Annotated in this window: 17 protein-coding genes; 7 read left to right on the forward strand and 10 right to left on the reverse strand. The window is 36.4% G+C overall.

Annotated features, from left to right (window positions below):
• Positions 1–108 precede the first annotated feature (108 nt).
• The 3 genes from METBO_RS08495 to METBO_RS08505 form a co-directional block, all read right to left on the reverse strand.
• A complete protein-coding gene (locus METBO_RS08495) occupies positions 109–690 on the reverse strand; it encodes a TetR/AcrR family transcriptional regulator (protein ID WP_013645287.1) in 582 nt (193 codons plus the stop codon).
• A 105-nt stretch (positions 691–795) separates the two neighbouring features.
• Positions 796–1,473, reverse strand: coding sequence for a DUF998 domain-containing protein (locus tag METBO_RS08500; RefSeq protein WP_048186424.1), 678 nt, complete (start codon positions 1,471–1,473; stop codon positions 796–798).
• A 163-nt stretch (positions 1,474–1,636) separates the two neighbouring features.
• A complete protein-coding gene (locus tag METBO_RS08505) occupies positions 1,637–2,407 on the reverse strand; it encodes a winged helix-turn-helix domain-containing protein (RefSeq protein ID WP_144017552.1) in 771 nt (256 codons plus the stop codon).
• A 185-nt stretch (positions 2,408–2,592) separates the two neighbouring features.
• Here METBO_RS08505 and acs point away from each other — a divergent pair, with 185 nt between their 5' ends.
• The 4 genes from acs (at position 2,593) to METBO_RS08525 (ending at position 7,960) form a co-directional block, all read left to right on the forward strand.
• Positions 2,593–4,497, forward strand: a complete 1,905-nt coding sequence (gene acs / locus METBO_RS08510; RefSeq protein ID WP_013645290.1) for an acetate--CoA ligase — start codon at positions 2,593–2,595, stop codon at positions 4,495–4,497.
• A 344-nt stretch (positions 4,498–4,841) separates the two neighbouring features.
• On the forward strand, positions 4,842–5,993 hold the full coding sequence (locus METBO_RS08515; protein ID WP_013645291.1) for an aldo/keto reductase: 1,152 nt from the start codon (positions 4,842–4,844) through the stop codon (positions 5,991–5,993).
• Positions 5,994–6,037: 44 nt separating this feature from the next.
• Positions 6,038–6,676 carry an SGNH/GDSL hydrolase family protein gene (locus METBO_RS08520; protein ID WP_013645292.1) on the forward strand — a complete coding sequence of 213 codons (639 nt, stop codon included), beginning with the start codon at positions 6,038–6,040 and terminating at the stop codon, positions 6,674–6,676.
• 156 nt (positions 6,677–6,832) lie between these two features.
• Complete coding sequence (locus METBO_RS08525; RefSeq protein WP_013645293.1) at positions 6,833–7,960, forward strand: hypothetical protein; 1,128 nt, start codon at positions 6,833–6,835, stop codon at positions 7,958–7,960.
• Between the two features lie 305 nt (positions 7,961–8,265).
• Here METBO_RS08525 and METBO_RS08530 read toward each other — a convergent pair whose 3' ends face one another.
• A complete protein-coding gene (locus tag METBO_RS08530; RefSeq protein ID WP_013645294.1) occupies positions 8,266–8,640 on the reverse strand; it encodes a VOC family protein in 375 nt (124 codons plus the stop codon).
• A gap of 274 nt (positions 8,641–8,914) precedes the next feature.
• Here METBO_RS08530 and METBO_RS08535 point away from each other — a divergent pair, with 274 nt between their 5' ends.
• On the forward strand, positions 8,915–10,108 hold the full coding sequence (locus tag METBO_RS08535; RefSeq protein WP_013645295.1) for a potassium/proton antiporter: 1,194 nt from the start codon (positions 8,915–8,917) through the stop codon (positions 10,106–10,108).
• Between the two features lie 101 nt (positions 10,109–10,209).
• Positions 10,210–10,875 carry a stage II sporulation protein M gene (locus METBO_RS08540; protein WP_048186425.1) on the forward strand — a complete coding sequence of 222 codons (666 nt, stop codon included), beginning with the start codon at positions 10,210–10,212 and terminating at the stop codon, positions 10,873–10,875.
• Positions 10,876–10,980: 105 nt separating this feature from the next.
• Here the strand turns inward: METBO_RS08540 and METBO_RS08545 are convergent, their stop codons facing one another.
• Together METBO_RS08545 and METBO_RS08550 are read right to left on the reverse strand one after the other, a co-directional pair.
• Entirely contained in the window at positions 10,981–11,166 is a 186-nt protein-coding gene (locus METBO_RS08545) for a hypothetical protein (RefSeq protein ID WP_013645297.1), read from the reverse strand.
• A 351-nt stretch (positions 11,167–11,517) separates the two neighbouring features.
• Complete coding sequence (locus METBO_RS08550) at positions 11,518–12,150, reverse strand: TMEM175 family protein (protein ID WP_013645298.1); 633 nt, start codon at positions 12,148–12,150, stop codon at positions 11,518–11,520.
• Between the two features lie 271 nt (positions 12,151–12,421).
• Here METBO_RS08550 and METBO_RS13060 point away from each other — a divergent pair, with 271 nt between their 5' ends.
• The gene (locus METBO_RS13060; protein ID WP_013645299.1) at positions 12,422–12,850 is read left to right on the forward strand and encodes a hypothetical protein; all 429 of its coding nucleotides are present in this window, start codon (positions 12,422–12,424) and stop codon (positions 12,848–12,850) included.
• 4 nt (positions 12,851–12,854) lie between these two features.
• Here the strand turns inward: METBO_RS13060 and METBO_RS08560 are convergent, their stop codons facing one another.
• From METBO_RS08560 to METBO_RS08575, 4 genes are all read right to left on the reverse strand, one after another.
• Positions 12,855–13,256, reverse strand: coding sequence for a hypothetical protein (locus tag METBO_RS08560; RefSeq protein WP_013645300.1), 402 nt, complete (start codon positions 13,254–13,256; stop codon positions 12,855–12,857).
• Complete coding sequence (locus METBO_RS08565) at positions 13,257–13,928, reverse strand: DedA family protein (RefSeq protein WP_083804508.1); 672 nt, start codon at positions 13,926–13,928, stop codon at positions 13,257–13,259.
• Positions 13,928–14,515, reverse strand: coding sequence for an undecaprenyl-diphosphatase (locus METBO_RS08570; RefSeq protein ID WP_013645302.1), 588 nt, complete (start codon positions 14,513–14,515; stop codon positions 13,928–13,930). The genes METBO_RS08565 and METBO_RS08570 overlap by 1 nt, the downstream gene beginning before the upstream one ends.
• Positions 14,516–14,959: 444 nt before the next feature.
• Entirely contained in the window at positions 14,960–15,289 is a 330-nt protein-coding gene (locus tag METBO_RS08575; protein ID WP_013645303.1) for a hypothetical protein, read from the reverse strand.
• Between the last annotated feature and the right edge of the window lie 23 nt (positions 15,290–15,312).

Genomic DNA, 15,312 nt, shown 5'->3' on the forward strand with positions numbered 1-15,312 from the left:
AATTATCAAATCCAATATGATTCTAATCCACTGTTTAATCAATATAAACTTGTTTTCAGTTCTTTAATAACCATCAAAACAAGTGAAATTTCTGTTATTGTAATTTATTCAATTTTTGAGTACACCGTGTAGGAATATTTTCAAACTGTTTTCCATGTTTTTTTCCATGGATTCCTCAGGGTACTGTTCATAGATCTTTCCATAAATCGTTATGTGGAACACTATGCTGAATATGGTCATTGCAGCTGCTTCAGGGTCTATATCCTTTACTATTCCCTTTTCAATGAGTTTTTGGAAGTACTTTGTCAGATGTTGTTTAATAAGGTGTGAAATTTTAGGAAATACTTTATCTTCTATTGGAATTCCCCTAACTTCTTCCATTGAAATTCGTATTAGGTTGATCCTTTTGTCTATCTTTTTTGATGCGTTCTTCCATACTGTCATGAGGTATTTTTCCACATCATCGTCCTCATCGATGTCAAACATGGTTTCAAGTTCGAGAAGAAATTGGTTTGCACCCCGTTCCTTTGCAGCCCTTAATAATCTACTTTTATTTTTAAATTTTCTAAATACTGTTACTTCATTAACTCCGGCTTCACTGGCAATTTTTCTGGTTGTTGCACCGTTTAATCCTTCGTTATCCAGGAGTTCAATTGTTGCGTCGAGTATTTTATCTTCAGTACTAACCATCGATGCAAGTATGTACTTGCGTGCATATAAATGTTTCGTAGAAAAAAGAAATGGATAAGTAAAAAAATGGATTTAAACATCTAAATCAGGTTTTAAAATTAAATATTAAATCTTCATTTTGTACATGTTGTAGGATAATGCAGCAAGCCAGATGAATGACAAAAATACTGCGAACCATTCCAAACCTGGAATTGGTAAAGTTGGGTATGGAGTTGCAAGTGCATCATGGTACTTCGGTAGCGAAAGTAGGGTTAAGAAAAACAGATCAATTATAACAGCCATAACACCAATTAAAGCAACACCTATCATGAACTTCGGATGATTAAATATAGCTGCCGTCATTAATATGATGGACAGGAACAATGCTTCGAACACTCCCTTTGCTGCCAGGACATGAAGGTTAATATCAGTCTCAGGAAAAACCCCGACGAAGATCAAAGAAACCGATGCAAAAATTCCTAAAACAATGGCAAGAGCAAGTAAAATTCTTTCAAACAAATTTCCAGTGTCCCACCTATAAAATTGGATAATAAATTGAATTAAGATGATGCCAGTAACAATACAGGCCATGTTAAAGTAAATTGCTCCTTGTGGATTCAAAATAACATTACCCAAGTTGCTGAGCCAGTTGAATGCTATGGAATAGGATTCAGGATACAAAGACAGTGAAATAAATGTTAGTACACTGAAAACAACGAGTGCCAGAATCCCAAAAAGATCCATCCGATAGTTCAATGATTTCATACCAGTACCTATGGAATTTATTGAATAAATAGTTTCCATGTAAAGTTTTAACGGAAACTATTCAGATCTGAACTACAGCTAAAAAAAAACACCAAAGGATCCTAAAAAAAATTTAAAACAATGGAGGAATCATCTCAAACTGTTCCACTGGACACAAGAGGTTACATTTTATAATAAGCCGGCTGTATAGTTAAACCGTAGTTTAAAGTTCATTTTCAAGGAATTTATGCATATTTTTAAGCGCATTTAACATTGCATATCCTTTTTTAGTTACCATGTAATCTCCACGTTCGTGTCTTTGGAATATGAGTCCGCCATCTTGTAGTTTTTGGATGTGAAACAGCAGGTTTCCTCCCCGGAGTCCAGTGATCTCAGATAGTTCGGAGTAGGTTTTGGTTTCTGTGGCCATGGATTGAATAATTTGGAGTCTCTGTTTGTTTGATAAAGGTTCTAAAACATCTTTAACAATTAATTCTTCAGAAAATGGAGTTAAATCTGTTTCTTCAAACTCTGGACCCTGGTAGAGCTTCAGTGATTCGATTAATTTCAACTGTTTCTGGAGTAGGGATGAAACTTCATCGATGCAAAACCTGCATTTTTCATAGGGTGCATCATTTTTCATTTCATCCAGTTTGGAGTAGGTTTCGTCCATGGTTTTTTTATCCATGTCCTGGACCTGTTTGATTATTTCCACGTTCCTATCAAGGAAATCCTTGAAGGTTTGTTTGCATGTTTTCTTTAGATGGCACTCTGAAACCATTCCCCTTTCAAGATCTGTTTCAATATCTTCTGTAACGTAGACAGCCATGGAATTTGCAAGGTCCTTCCTTGTGTTTAGTATGATGAGATCAAGGTGTTCTTGATTGGAACGTTCCCTGATCCTGGTAACCTCCCTATGTATAACATCCAGTTTGCTGTTTATATCCTTGAAGCTGTTGGATGGATCGATCTGCCTATTGTTAATTTTATCCATGTTCATTTTGTTGATTTCAATTTAATTAAAGGTTTCTGTTTTAACCCCAAAGGTCATTGTAGTGTTATGAAACACTCCTCAAAGCTACAGTTTAGTAACGGTAAATTATATTACTGTATTTGAACAGTGTTTAATTAACTGAAACAAATTCAATCTTACCAAAAAAAACTGAAGGGGGCTTTAACATAAAACAGGACACTGATGTATTGCTCGATGAAAAAAGGGTCTTCAAACCCAGTGAAGAAATTTTAAAACTTGCCAACATAAAAGATTGGGAAGCTGAAATAGAAAAGGGAAAAGATATCGAAAAATACTGGGCAGAAAAGGCTGAACAATTCGTTTGGTTTAAAAAACCTGAAAAAACCCTGGACGAATCTAATAAACCGTTTTACAAATGGTTTGTAAACGGTAAAATTAACATGGCATACAACGCCGTTGATAGATGGATAGATACAGACAAACGTAACCAGGTAGCAATTTTATACGTGAATGAACGTGGTCATGAAAAGAAGATGACCTACTACGAACTTTACAGGGAAGTTAACAAGTTTGCAAATGCACTTAAAAATTTAGGTGTGAAAAAGGGCGACCGTGTTTCCACCTACCTTCCAATGTGTACCGAACTCATTGTAACCTTGCTCGCATGTACCAAGATCGGTGCAGTTCACAGTGTGGTCTATTCAGGACTGAGTGTTGGGGCATTTGTTGAAAGAATAAATGATGCTGAGGCTAAAATTCTCATAACAGCAGATGGAACATTTAGAAGGGGAAAAATTATCGACTTGAAAAAGGTTTCAGACGAAGCGATACTCCAGTGCCCAACAATTGAAACAGTGGTGGTTGTGAAGCACACAGGAATTCCAATTGAAATGTCAGAATTGAGTGGGAGGGAAATCTTCTACGAAACACTGATTGAAGGAGAACCAGCAGAGTGTGAAGCAGAAGAGATGGATGCTGAAGATCCACTGTTTCTACTTTTCACCTCGGGAAGTACAGGAAAACCTAAGGGAGTTCTTCACAGTACTGCAGGTTACATGGTTGGAACAGCCACAACCCTTAAAAATGCATTCAACATACACGATGGAGATCTTTGGTGGTGCACAGGAGATATTGGGTGGATAACAGGCCACAGTTACCTCTTATACGGACCACTTCTACTTGGAACAACTACACTAGTCTACGAGGGTGCTCCAGACTACCCTGATCCAGGTGCATGGTGGAAGATCGTTGAGAAGTATGGAGTAACCAAACTCTACACAGCACCAACAGCCATAAGACATCTAATGAGGTTCGGTAATAAATACACCAAAATATACAACCTTTCATCACTTAAGGTGCTTGGAACAGTGGGAGAACCAATAAATCCAGAGGCATGGATGTGGCTCTACGAAAATGTGGGTAAAGAGAATTGTCCAATCATAGACACTTGGTGGCAGACTGAAACTGGAATGTTCATGATAGCACCCCTCCCAGTCACACCCCTTAAACCAGGATCTGCAACCAAAGCACTACCAGGTGTCGATGCAGATGTGGTGGATGAAAATGGAAATTCAGTACCACCTGGAAAGGGCGGTATGCTGGTTATTAAAAAACCATGGCCATCAATGTTTAGAACACTCTACAAGGACGAAAAGAAATACGTGGATAATTACTGGAAAGACATTCCGGGCTGCGTATACACAGCAGGAGATATAGCAAGAAAAGATAAAGATGGATACTTCTGGATACAGGGAAGATCAGATGATGTCCTGAAAATTGCAGGTCACAGAATAGGAACCAGTGAAGTTGAATCTGCATTTGTAAGTTATCCTGCAGTTGTGGAAGCTGCTGTCATAGGTAAATCAGACCCAATTAAGGGAGAAGTTATCAAGGCATTCGTAATTCTCAAGGAAGGTTACGAACTTAAAACCAAACTCATCGAAGATCTAAGCAAACACGTAAGATACGAACTGGGACCTGTGGCTGTTTTAGGACAGATTAAACAGGTTGATTCACTTCCAAAAACCAGAAGCGGTAAGATCTTAAGACGGGTGCTTAGGGCAAGGGACAGAGGAGAAGATGTGGGTGATATATCAACGCTAGAAGAATAAACAAACCATAAAATCCAAATTTAATTATTAAAAACGCCCAGGACCGCTTAATCCTGGGCCCGCCTCCATTCACTTTACTTTTACTTTTTTTTATTAATAACCACAGATTCTAAACAGTTTTTCTGATCGATACTGCAAAAATATATTTCTATTCTTAATTCTTGATTTTAAACTAATTTCCATGTACCTGCACTCAATTCAAATCTGGGGATATGAAAAATAATTTAAGTGATTGCCCAGTAATGAATATAAAAATGGAAATTGATATTCACAGGCTGGTTTGAATTTTTCTAAACCTGCCCTAAATTTTAAACAATTTATTATTCACGAGGAGATTGATTTATTTGCTTAAGAGGAAATTTGGAAAAACTGGTGAAAGGGTTTCGATTCTAGGTTTTGGATGTATGAGGCTTCCAATTCTCGATGGAAATCCTGAAAAGATCAACGAACCACTGGCAAGGGAAATGCTCTACCATGCCATTGATGAAGGTGTTAACTACGTAGACACTGCCTTCCCATACCATGGAACTTCAGCCCAAGGTGGAGGAATGAGTGAAGTGTTCCTAGGTAATGCATTGAGGAATAATTACCGTGAAGATGTGTTCCTTTCAACCAAACTGCCAAGTTGGCTGGTTCAAAAGAAGGAAGATCTGAATTTTTTCTTGGATGAACAGCTGAAACGGCTTCAAACAGATAGGATCGATTTCTATCTTTTGCATGGGCTTCATCAAGATTTTTGGCAGACACTCCTACTTGCAGATGTTTTTGATTTTCTGGATAATGCCATCGATGAGGGAAAAATAGGTTATGCAGGTTTTTCATTCCATGATGAGTATGAATTTTTCAAGCTCGTTGTAGATTCCTACGACTGGAGTTTCGCACAGATCCAACTGAACTACATGGATGAAAAGTTTCAGGCTGGTAAGGCAGGACTGGATTATGCCAAAAATCAAGATCTTGGCACTGTGATAATGGAACCATTAAGGGGAGGATGTTTGACTAAAAACCTTCCAGAGGAAGTTAAGTCAATTTGGAATGGTGCAGAGAATAAAAAAAGTCCCGCTGAATGGGGGCTTCGCTACCTCTGGAACCAGCCAGAAGTCAACGTTGTGCTTAGCGGTATGAGCACCATGGAACAGTTGAATGAAAACCTGGAAATTGCAAAAAGGGGCCATGTTAACAGTCTTACCCATGATGAGCTTGAACTCTACGAAAAAGTCAAGAATGTCTACGCAGAACGTGTTCATGTGGGATGTACCAGCTGTAACTACTGCATGCCCTGTCCAAAGGGAGTTGACATCCCATTAAATCTCAGCCTGTTGAATGATGTTTACATGTACAAAAACTTGGAAAAACCAACTGGTAACTACAAGTTCCTTATGGGTAAGAAGATGAGTGCAGGCTACTGTAACCAGTGCGGTGACTGTGAAAAAAAATGCACCCAAAACCTTGAAGTAACCAGTTACCTTCAAGAAAATGTTGATCTGTTCGAATAAAAAAAATATATTAATTAAAAAAACCTATTTGGGGATGGTTTTCGTTGATAAAAAGAAGAAGGGTGCTGTGTTTCGGTGATTCAATCACTTGGGGTTTTAATCCAATGGATCAGATGCGAATGAATGAAGATAAAAGATGGACTGGAATACTCGATAGTGGATTGGGTGATGAATACACCGTTATTGAAGAAGGCTTAAACAGTAGAACAACAGTTTGGGACGATCCATTAAAGGGTTCCCAAAAAAATGGTTTAAAATATTTAATACCCTGTCTTGCAAGTCATAAACCCCTTGATCTTGTGGTTCTCATGCTTGGAACCAACGATATGAAACATAGGTTTTCACTGCCCACAACAGAAATTGCAAGGGGAATAAACGTTCTTGTAGAGGTCATACTTAGAAGTGAATCAGGAACCAATGGTTTGAGTCCTGAAATTCTTTTACTAGCACCACCCTTCCTTTTAGAAGCAACTGGATTTGATGACGAGTTTAGAAATTCCTACAACAAATCCCAAAAGTTACCTGGCTACGTAGAGAAAATTGCAAAAGAGCATGGCTGTTACTTTCTGGACACTTCAAAGATCATGGTTGCAAGTGAACTTGACGGTGTTCATCCAGCTGTAGTTGAACATAAAAAACTTGGTAGAGCCCTGATCAAAGAAGTTTCTTCCATACTAGGATAAAAAAAATATGCTCCAAATCTAACACTCATATTTCTTTAACCAATCTTTTTTTTATAATAATTTTATCCACTTGGAAGTACATATTAAGATCAGAAAAAAATATTCAAGACTTAGCTTTAAATGTGTGTATAAAAAAAAAATTGAAGGGGACCTAATATGAATATGCGAGGTTTATATCTTGTTGAAGGATATCCATATCCGGATTTGGTTGAACTTGAATCTAGAGGATTGACACATGTTTTTTACTTGGATAATTTGCTTTTAAACAACTACGATGCAGTGAATAAAAATTTGAAAAACCTATTTAAAACGATTGAAAACACCAACCTCAAGGTAATATTCGTTTTAAATGCTTTTAAATCTTCAAATAGTGATTCTTTAGTTGATCCTACCAACACGGCACATAGAAATAAGCTTAAAAATGCATTATCACGTTTAATAAAGGATTTTCCAGATTTGGGTGGTGTTTCCTTCAAGGATTTTGAATGGCAAACTTGGGATGGTTACACCAGTACTGAAAAGTCTGATATTCTATCGGATTTTGCTGGGGAAATTGTTTCAACCCTGAAAAACTTGAACCCCTCCATTGAATTTTCAGCATCCATGAACTGGAGATCCAGCACACTGAAATCTGTTTCCTCCAAACTTGACTATGCTGTTACAGAGATATTCACGAGTAACAGTGAGGGAATTCCAATTACCAAGGCCATTCAAACTGTTAAAGAATATTCAGAGGGAGATGTTGTTGTTGAACTGTTAACACATGACAATGCTGTTAATCTGGATCCACGGAGCCTTTCAGATATTTACAACGAAATTTCCACTGTTATAGCAAACAACGGCCCAAGTTACCTGTTGTATGCTTCTCCATGGATACCGTTTGGTTTAGGTTTTCCTGAGGTGGATTACTCATTTAAAGAGATCTACATGGACCTGAATCTGGTTTCAAAGAACAAAAAAATTCCTGAAAGATCAAGTAGGATCATGACCATTAGTTTCCTTGACCAAAACAATGACCCACCATCTTCAGACCTTTTCAAAACAGTTGCAGGGAGTTACAAAATTACTGACCAGTTCACTGGTAAAATTATAAGGGATTTCACGAGTTTCATTCCCAAAAACCATGTGCATGAACTGATCCTTACTGGGGAAGATAATCAGATCGTGAATCCTGATGTGTCACAGGAGAATCATTTCATCACAGTTTCAATAGTTTATGGAAACGGCAGAACAGAAAATAATGAACTGTCAGTCACAGTTTTAAATCTGTTGGGAATTGAATGAAAAAATTAGATAGTTAATGTAATAAATCCCCTATCCCCTTTTTGTTTTGGTTTTAGACCAGCTGTTAAAATCCTTATATTTTATTTTAAGGATTTTCTTTTGAAACGATGTTTTAAATATTCTTTCATCATTTTCTGGTCGTCTTTTGTGGGTGTGGGTCCTCTGTAATACCAATTATGTTTTTTATTAGGGTTGTACACAGTTGCGATCTTATCATCCCATGAATAATTCTTGGAATTCTCACAATATAATATATTATATTCATGTGGAAACGCTTAAATGTTACCCTCCAACCATTTTGAACTTTATTTAGTGGATGTTTCTGTCATGTTTGATTCAATGATAGCGAAGATGTTGCCCTCTGTGTCTTTGAAGGAACCCATGTATCCCATGTTGGGTACTTCAATTTTTTCTGTGAGCATTTCCCCGCCTTGCATTTCAATCTTCTTTGAAAATTCATCGTAGGAATCAACTGCGATGGTATCCCTCACAACCTCACCCATATCCTTGGTCATGATTGCACCGTGAATACCGGGTTCCTCATCAGAACCCGTTCGAATGAGCCAGTAATCAAAAGGTCCTTCCCATTTTTCAATTTCCCAACCAAATACATCTTCGTAAAATTTTGCAGCCCTTTCAGGATCATCTGCAGGTATTTCAAACCATATAACCCTAGACATCAGTTCTCAACTCCATGGACATTTTCAAATAAAGAATTAAACAATGGATCAGCACAGTCAATATCAACCTAAAGCAGGTTATTTCAATTAATATTATGTTGAATTGAACTAATAAAAATTATGATCCCACTGCATTGTCACCATAAAATGAGAAGCTGCGTAAAAATTGAAAATAAAAAATAATAATTCTAACCATCTAAACAAGATCAACTAAGGAATTTAATCAATGTAATATTAAAAATATAAATAATCCAAGGAATAAAACTATATTTAAATGATATCAGAACAGTTCATCTTATTTGGGTCAGTATTACTTTTTATTTGCATTGTTATAAGCAAAACTTCCCACCGCCTCGGAATACCCTCACTGTTATTTTTCCTTTTAATTGGAATGTTAGCAGGTTCGGAAGGTATCGGAGGAATTTATTTCGACAATCCAAGTATTACACAGTTCATAGGAATAATAGCATTGGTAATCATCCTTTTTTCAGGAGGTTTAGATACCAAATTCAGCGAAATAAAACCCATACTGGGACAGGGACTCATTCTCGCAACTGTGGGCGTGTTCATAACTGCAATTTTGACCGGAATTTTCCTATACTGGTTTTTACATATCCCTCTTCTTGAATCGTTGCTCATAGGTTCGATAATATCATCCACCGACGCTGCTGCAATATTTGCAATATTTAACTCGAAGAAAATGGGGTTAAAAAATAATATTGCACCTTTATTAGAACTTGAAAGTGGAACCAACGATCCCATGGCCTACTTCCTAGTGACCACCCTCATCTTTTTAATAATAAACCCCACCACTTCACTCACAGCCATGGTAATTCTCCTAATAAAATCCTTGGGTTTGGGAATTTTAGTCGGGTTCTTCTTCGGTAAGGGAAGTGTATGGATAATTAACAACATCAAACTCCATACAGAGGGGCTTTACTCGGTTTTCACACTTGCAATTGCCTTTTTAACCTTCTCAGTATCGTACTTCATAGGTGGAAATGGTTTTTTAAGTGTTTACATTGCAGCACTAATTCTTGGAAACAGCCACTTCGTGCATAAAACTGAACAAATACAATTCTTTGATGGTATAGCATTATTAATGCAAATTATAATGTTTTTAACCCTAGGACTCCTTGTCTTCCCCTCCCAAATCGTACCTGTCCTTGGAATAGGAATTTTCGTTTCAGTGGTTTTAATATTAGTTGCTAGACCAGTAGCTGTTTTCCTGTGTCTTATACCATTCAAGGTTGGATTTAAAGATAAAATATTCATTTCATGGGTGGGTATCAAGGGTGCTGTACCCATCATATTTGCAACTTATCCAATTGTTGCAGGCATAGCAGGTTCAGAGATAATTTTTAACATCATATTCTTCATCACCATAATATCTGCCCTTGTACAAGGATCCACCATAGAAATCCTGTCCAAGTACTTGGGACTGTACATTCCAAACAAGGAAAATTAGTTTGGATTGTAAACCATGGTTTTCTGTTATTCGTAAAAGGTTAAGTGTGTGGAAAGAGAATAAATTTTTAGACTAAAATCATAGATTTATAGGGGAGTTGAATGTCGATGGAAACAGATGGTACACATGATAGAAACAGTTATTTAAATTATTTTTCAGGATTGTACCGTAGAAACAAGAAGTTGTTGATGGTTTCATTTTCCATATATTTCCTATCAGTTATTGCAGGAATTATGTTGGCATTGTTCTTAAGTGGTCCTGTGAGTAGCTATTTAACCACCATGGTCCAAACTGACAGACAATTTTTGAGTGAAAAGGGGTTCAACTTCCTAACAATATTCTCACACAACCTCTTCAGTCTGGTTTTAACCTTTGTTGGCGGAATCACAGCTGTAATAACAGTTATCTTCATTATCATTAATGGATTTGTTTACGGTGCCTTCCTAGGATACGTGGCATCCAACCCTGTTATTGGAGGACAGGCAAGTAGTGTTGGTTCACTGACACCACTTAAATTTATTGTGTACACTGTGCCGCATGGAATATTTGAAATTTCGGGCTTTATAATTGCAGGTGCAGCTGGTCTGAGGTTGAGCACCATCATCATAGACATCATAAGAAAGGATGAGGAATCAAACTACTACTACAATCAGATTAAAGATGCTCTGGCCCTCTTTGGTATTGCCGTGGTATTAATATTTATTGCTGCCATAATAGAAACCAATGTAACCCTCCACATTGGAAACTTCATATTCCAGCACCTTTAAAAATAGTAAAATAAATTAAAAATCTTTTTTTTTAGGGATGTTTCACTAAGCCATAGCTTCATTCAATGCTCTAAATTCAAAATATTTGCTAAAATTGGCTGAAATTTACTGTTTTCCAAGTTCTTGTTCAGATTTTTCTACAGGTTCTTGTTCTACGTTTTCTCCCGCAGTTTGGTTATCCAAAACACGGGATGCGAAGTAAAATGCTATAACTGTACTTAAAATAGCCCAATAATTGTTTAAAACCTGTCTTAAGATTGAGTCTGGCGAGAGCTGTATTTGATCTCCCATTGCAAGTGATGCGAAGAAACTACAAGTATAAATGGTGATTGCTTTTCTAAATTCGCCACTTATCTAAAATCTGGAAACTGATTTAAGTAGTAGGCTCCAAACAACACGAATGTAAATGAACCAAGCCCAATTAGACCTAACCTGATTAGTGGAGACACACCATTTAAAAGGATCAAACTATGCTCCAAAGAAGTCCAACCAAGATCAGGAAAATACCCCAATTTTTACTTGACGGAATATAGTGATTAATTACTAACACCCCAATTCTACATAGGGAGTACTACATATTAATATTTTCGAGCATACCCTCCTCAAAATAGTAGGGATCCCTAAAACTTCATCCCTGTATCATCAACCACCATGATCTTTGTTCCTTACAAAAAGATGTCTTGCAAAGTTGTAGAGTGTGAATGTAATTGGTAAAAGGAAAAATATGAAAACACTCCATTTTGAATTGAAAAATGAAATTATAATTGCAACACCGGCTAATATTGGAAGTATGAGGTTAGATCTTTGGATACTTGCAGATTTCTTCTGAGCTGACCCTACCAGAAAGTCATGCCTCTTTGCATATGCAAATATGGAGTAAAACAAGATCCCTATAATGAGCATGTTTAAATCGAATATTAGGACCGAAAGATGGAACTGGCCGTACTTCCCAATCAACGATGTTGTAAATGGTACTATGGCGATAGACATCAAAAAGAATATGTTGATCCAAAGCAATGTGATGTCACTCTTTTTTATAACGAAGAATACGTGGTGGTTCAACCAGAAAACTGCTAGAAGTATGAAACTCAAGATATACACTAAAATTTCCGGTATTAAACTGAAGATATAAGCGTTGAATACCTGTGGATCTGTGGAGGAAGGTAAGTTCGGCACTGAAATTCCAAGAACAAGTAGTGTCATTGCAATGGCAAATATTCCATCTGCCAATGTCTCAATTCTGTTTGTAGGTAAATTTAATGTTGAATCTGTCATTGAACATTACCATCCAAATTTGTAGATTAAAACAGTCCATTTTATATGATTTCTATTACAGTTTTATCATTCTTTTATGTAAAATAATTTACCCCACAACTTTATTGAAACGTAATAATCCCAAAAAATTAGAATAATCTAAACTTGCTTAAAACTGGTTTTATCCAAAATTTCAAATCTGGGTTAAATATTTTAGAACCAACCAACATAAAAATAAGTAGAGCTTTATAAACAATTTTTATTCGAGTCGTATTATAGGTGGGTAACTACAATGGTCGTCATTCCAAACATCAGCGAAAGGACATTTTACATAATAATAGCTGCAATTGCAGTAGTGGGCCTTATATTTATTCTGATCCAGATAAGAAGGATAAAAAAAGCACAAAAAAAGGTCAATTACCTTGGAGAGGAACTTAAACTAAAAAAGCTAGAGCTTGTGAAGGATGATATGAGAGCAGTATGCCAGAAAAAGCAAAAGGTTGATAAACCAATCTACTCTCCAAATTTTGGGGCCAAACACTACAAAAATCTCCTAAGGAATGTTGATGAATCCAAAAGATCCTTGGAGTTCATGAAGATCGAAAAAAAATTATCAGACCTTGATAAGCGTGAAGAAGTTTTTGATAGAATAAAACAGAAATATGAAATGGATGATAACGATTTCAAAAGAAAAATCAGTAAGTATGACAGGGAATGTTAACTACCTACTTACCTGTATTTTTTGATTCTGATTCAATTTTTCTTTTAAGCAAATGATCAACGAGTTCTTCCATCTGTTTTTGTGTAATTTTAGCTGAAAATCCACCTATCATCATGAAAAATCCAGGTAGCACAAGGTATCCTATCATGGCCAGGGGATCAAAGGCCGAACTGTTGAAGATAATCTGGTAAACTATTAAAACAATTCCAACAAAAAATCCTGAAAATATGGCTGTTCTGGTTTTTAGTGTGTTTGAGGTGTAGGTCACCAAGTAACCACCTAAAATTAAAATAATGATGAAAAGGTTTGTTGTTAAAGAATTGTTGCTGTAAAATAGTGTATCAACCAGGAAAAATAATCCTGACACCATGACAGTTCCAATGAGTATGCTGTAAAGGTCTTTCATCTAATGATCATCCCTGATTTTTCTATTTTTATTCTGTTTTTCTGGTTCTGAACCTGTTGTTTTAGACTTTGATCTGTAACTTAAAACCAGATAAATTATAAGTCCCACAATTCCTATGAAAACTCCAATATCCATGATATGGAAGTATGATTCTATCACATCCCAATTAGGACCCAACTGAACCCCAATATATGCCAATGCAAAGCTCCATGGAAGTGAACCTAGGAAGGTGTACAGGCTGAACTTCTTTAGATCCATGTTTGCGATACCTGCAGGTAAAGATATGAACGTGCGTATAACAGGAAGCATACGGCTTATTAAAACTGCTTCCCACCCGTATCTTTCAAACCATCTGTCTGCGAGTTCGAGTTTTGAGTGGGAAATGAAAATATATTTCCCATATTTTTCAAGAAATGGTCTTCCACCCTTTAATCCAACGAAGTAGGCTATTAAAGAACCTATCAAATTTCCAACTGCACCAACCAAGGTTATTCCCAGGAGGGTCATGTTGGTGGTGCCCTGCCAAACAACATATCCACTGAAGGTCATGATAATTTCGCTTGGAAGGGGTATACATGCACTTTCGAGTGTCATTCCTATAAAAACACCCCAGTATCCCAAGATTTGAATGATGTGTATTGCAAAATTACTCACGAGTTCAACCACACTGATCACTTAACCACCTCCGAACTTACCATTGGTATTTTATTGTAAACTACATTGATAAAATCGTTTAATGGGTTTAACTTTGTTCTAAGCTTGAGTACCAATAAAACACTAATTCCTGACACAACCAAGGAACCAACTATATCCAGTGGGAAATGAACCCCTGCAAAGACCCTGGCAGTTCCACCAATAATTCCCAGCACTAAAAATAATAAACCCGGAAATCTTGTTCTTTTAAAGTAGGCAAGCATCAAGGCCATGGAGAATATGATGGTGGAATGATCAGATGGAAAAGAAGAATCAGCAGGGTAGCTGAAAAGTAGCGTTCCAACTGGAATAACGAAGGGTCTTGGATGATAGTAAACAAAACCTATTAAATAATTAACTATTAAACCAATTAAAGCGGCGTAAAATCCGTAAAGAATTATATCACGAGTTTTTCTTCCTTTAAACATCCATAAAATTATCATACCTACCACAACTAACAATGGCATGTACTTGGCAATCAGAACCATGAAAGTATCAAGAAATTGATTCATTCCTGCGTACTGATTTATTAAATGAAACACTGCAAAGTTTAACTGTTCAATCATAATACCAAAACAACAATAGTTTATTAACGATATTTAAAGGAGAATTAAGCCAAATTATAAGATTAAACATTTATTTAACCTGTTTAATGCTAAATTTATACTTATTAATTTAAAATAGCTCCTTAAATTTCTTCTTGAACAGTAATTATTTGGATGAATATTTAAGTAATTATGCCGAACTTATACCCCAATCTCTACCCAATCTCTACCCAACCATTCAATTTAAACCGTTTAAAGGGCAGATATTTTAATCTAAAGAGGAACACCACTGAAGACCAGGGGATCAACGTGTTCTAAATAACTAAACTATGCTAACCTAAAAATAAGAATAAACTATGACTCAACATGAAAAGAAGTTGATGGGACTATTCCATTTAAATCCCCTAATTCTCAAATAGTTTAACTATGTTAAGCTGTTCTCTGTGGAACCTTGCATCAGCTGTTTTAGTCCCATGTTATTTTAAACAGAATGGTAAATGCAATTAACTGTGCTGTTTCAACCAATAGAAGAACGAAATAAACTTCTGTTGCTCCCCTTTCATGCATTTCAATACCTAACAATGCAAATAAGGACAGTGCCATAATTGCCAGGACATTCTGCACCAGTAGTATGACTGCGAAGTAAATAAGGCCTGTTGTGAATTTTGATTTAAGTTCGTGGTAGCTGTTCCAGTAGAAGTAGAACAGTCCAGATAGCAGACCCACATTTGCAATGCCTACAATGACTGCTGCCAGTATGATCATCCTGTTTATGAATATCAGTTCTAAAGTCATTTTTACTCCTAAATTTCTAATAC

The sequence above is a fragment of the Methanobacterium lacus genome (assembly GCF_000191585.1).
In the GTDB taxonomy this organism is placed as follows: domain Archaea; phylum Methanobacteriota; class Methanobacteria; order Methanobacteriales; family Methanobacteriaceae; genus Methanobacterium_B; species Methanobacterium_B lacus.

Coding starts and splice junctions, on each gene's coding strand:
- METBO_RS08570 (WP_013645302.1), bottom strand. CDS start 14,515: ATGATTGAACAGTTAAACTTTGCAGTGTTTCATTTAATAAATCAGTAC.
- METBO_RS08525 (WP_013645293.1), top strand. CDS start 6,833: ATGAATATGCGAGGTTTATATCTTGTTGAAGGATATCCATATCCGGAT.
- METBO_RS08535 (WP_013645295.1), top strand. CDS start 8,915: ATGATATCAGAACAGTTCATCTTATTTGGGTCAGTATTACTTTTTATT.
- METBO_RS08575 (WP_013645303.1), bottom strand. CDS start 15,289: ATGACTTTAGAACTGATATTCATAAACAGGATGATCATACTGGCAGCA.
- METBO_RS08540 (WP_048186425.1), top strand. CDS start 10,210: ATGTCGATGGAAACAGATGGTACACATGATAGAAACAGTTATTTAAAT.
- METBO_RS08530 (WP_013645294.1), bottom strand. CDS start 8,640: ATGTCTAGGGTTATATGGTTTGAAATACCTGCAGATGATCCTGAAAGG.
- METBO_RS08545 (WP_013645297.1), bottom strand. CDS start 11,166: ATGGGAGATCAAATACAGCTCTCGCCAGACTCAATCTTAAGACAGGTT.
- METBO_RS08560 (WP_013645300.1), bottom strand. CDS start 13,256: ATGAAAGACCTTTACAGCATACTCATTGGAACTGTCATGGTGTCAGGA.
- METBO_RS08500 (WP_048186424.1), bottom strand. CDS start 1,473: ATGGAAACTATTTATTCAATAAATTCCATAGGTACTGGTATGAAATCA.
- METBO_RS08495 (WP_013645287.1), bottom strand. CDS start 690: ATGGTTAGTACTGAAGATAAAATACTCGACGCAACAATTGAACTCCTG.
- METBO_RS08505 (WP_144017552.1), bottom strand. CDS start 2,407: ATGGATAAAATTAACAATAGGCAGATCGATCCATCCAACAGCTTCAAG.
- METBO_RS08550 (WP_013645298.1), bottom strand. CDS start 12,150: ATGACAGATTCAACATTAAATTTACCTACAAACAGAATTGAGACATTG.
- METBO_RS13060 (WP_013645299.1), top strand. CDS start 12,422: ATGGTCGTCATTCCAAACATCAGCGAAAGGACATTTTACATAATAATA.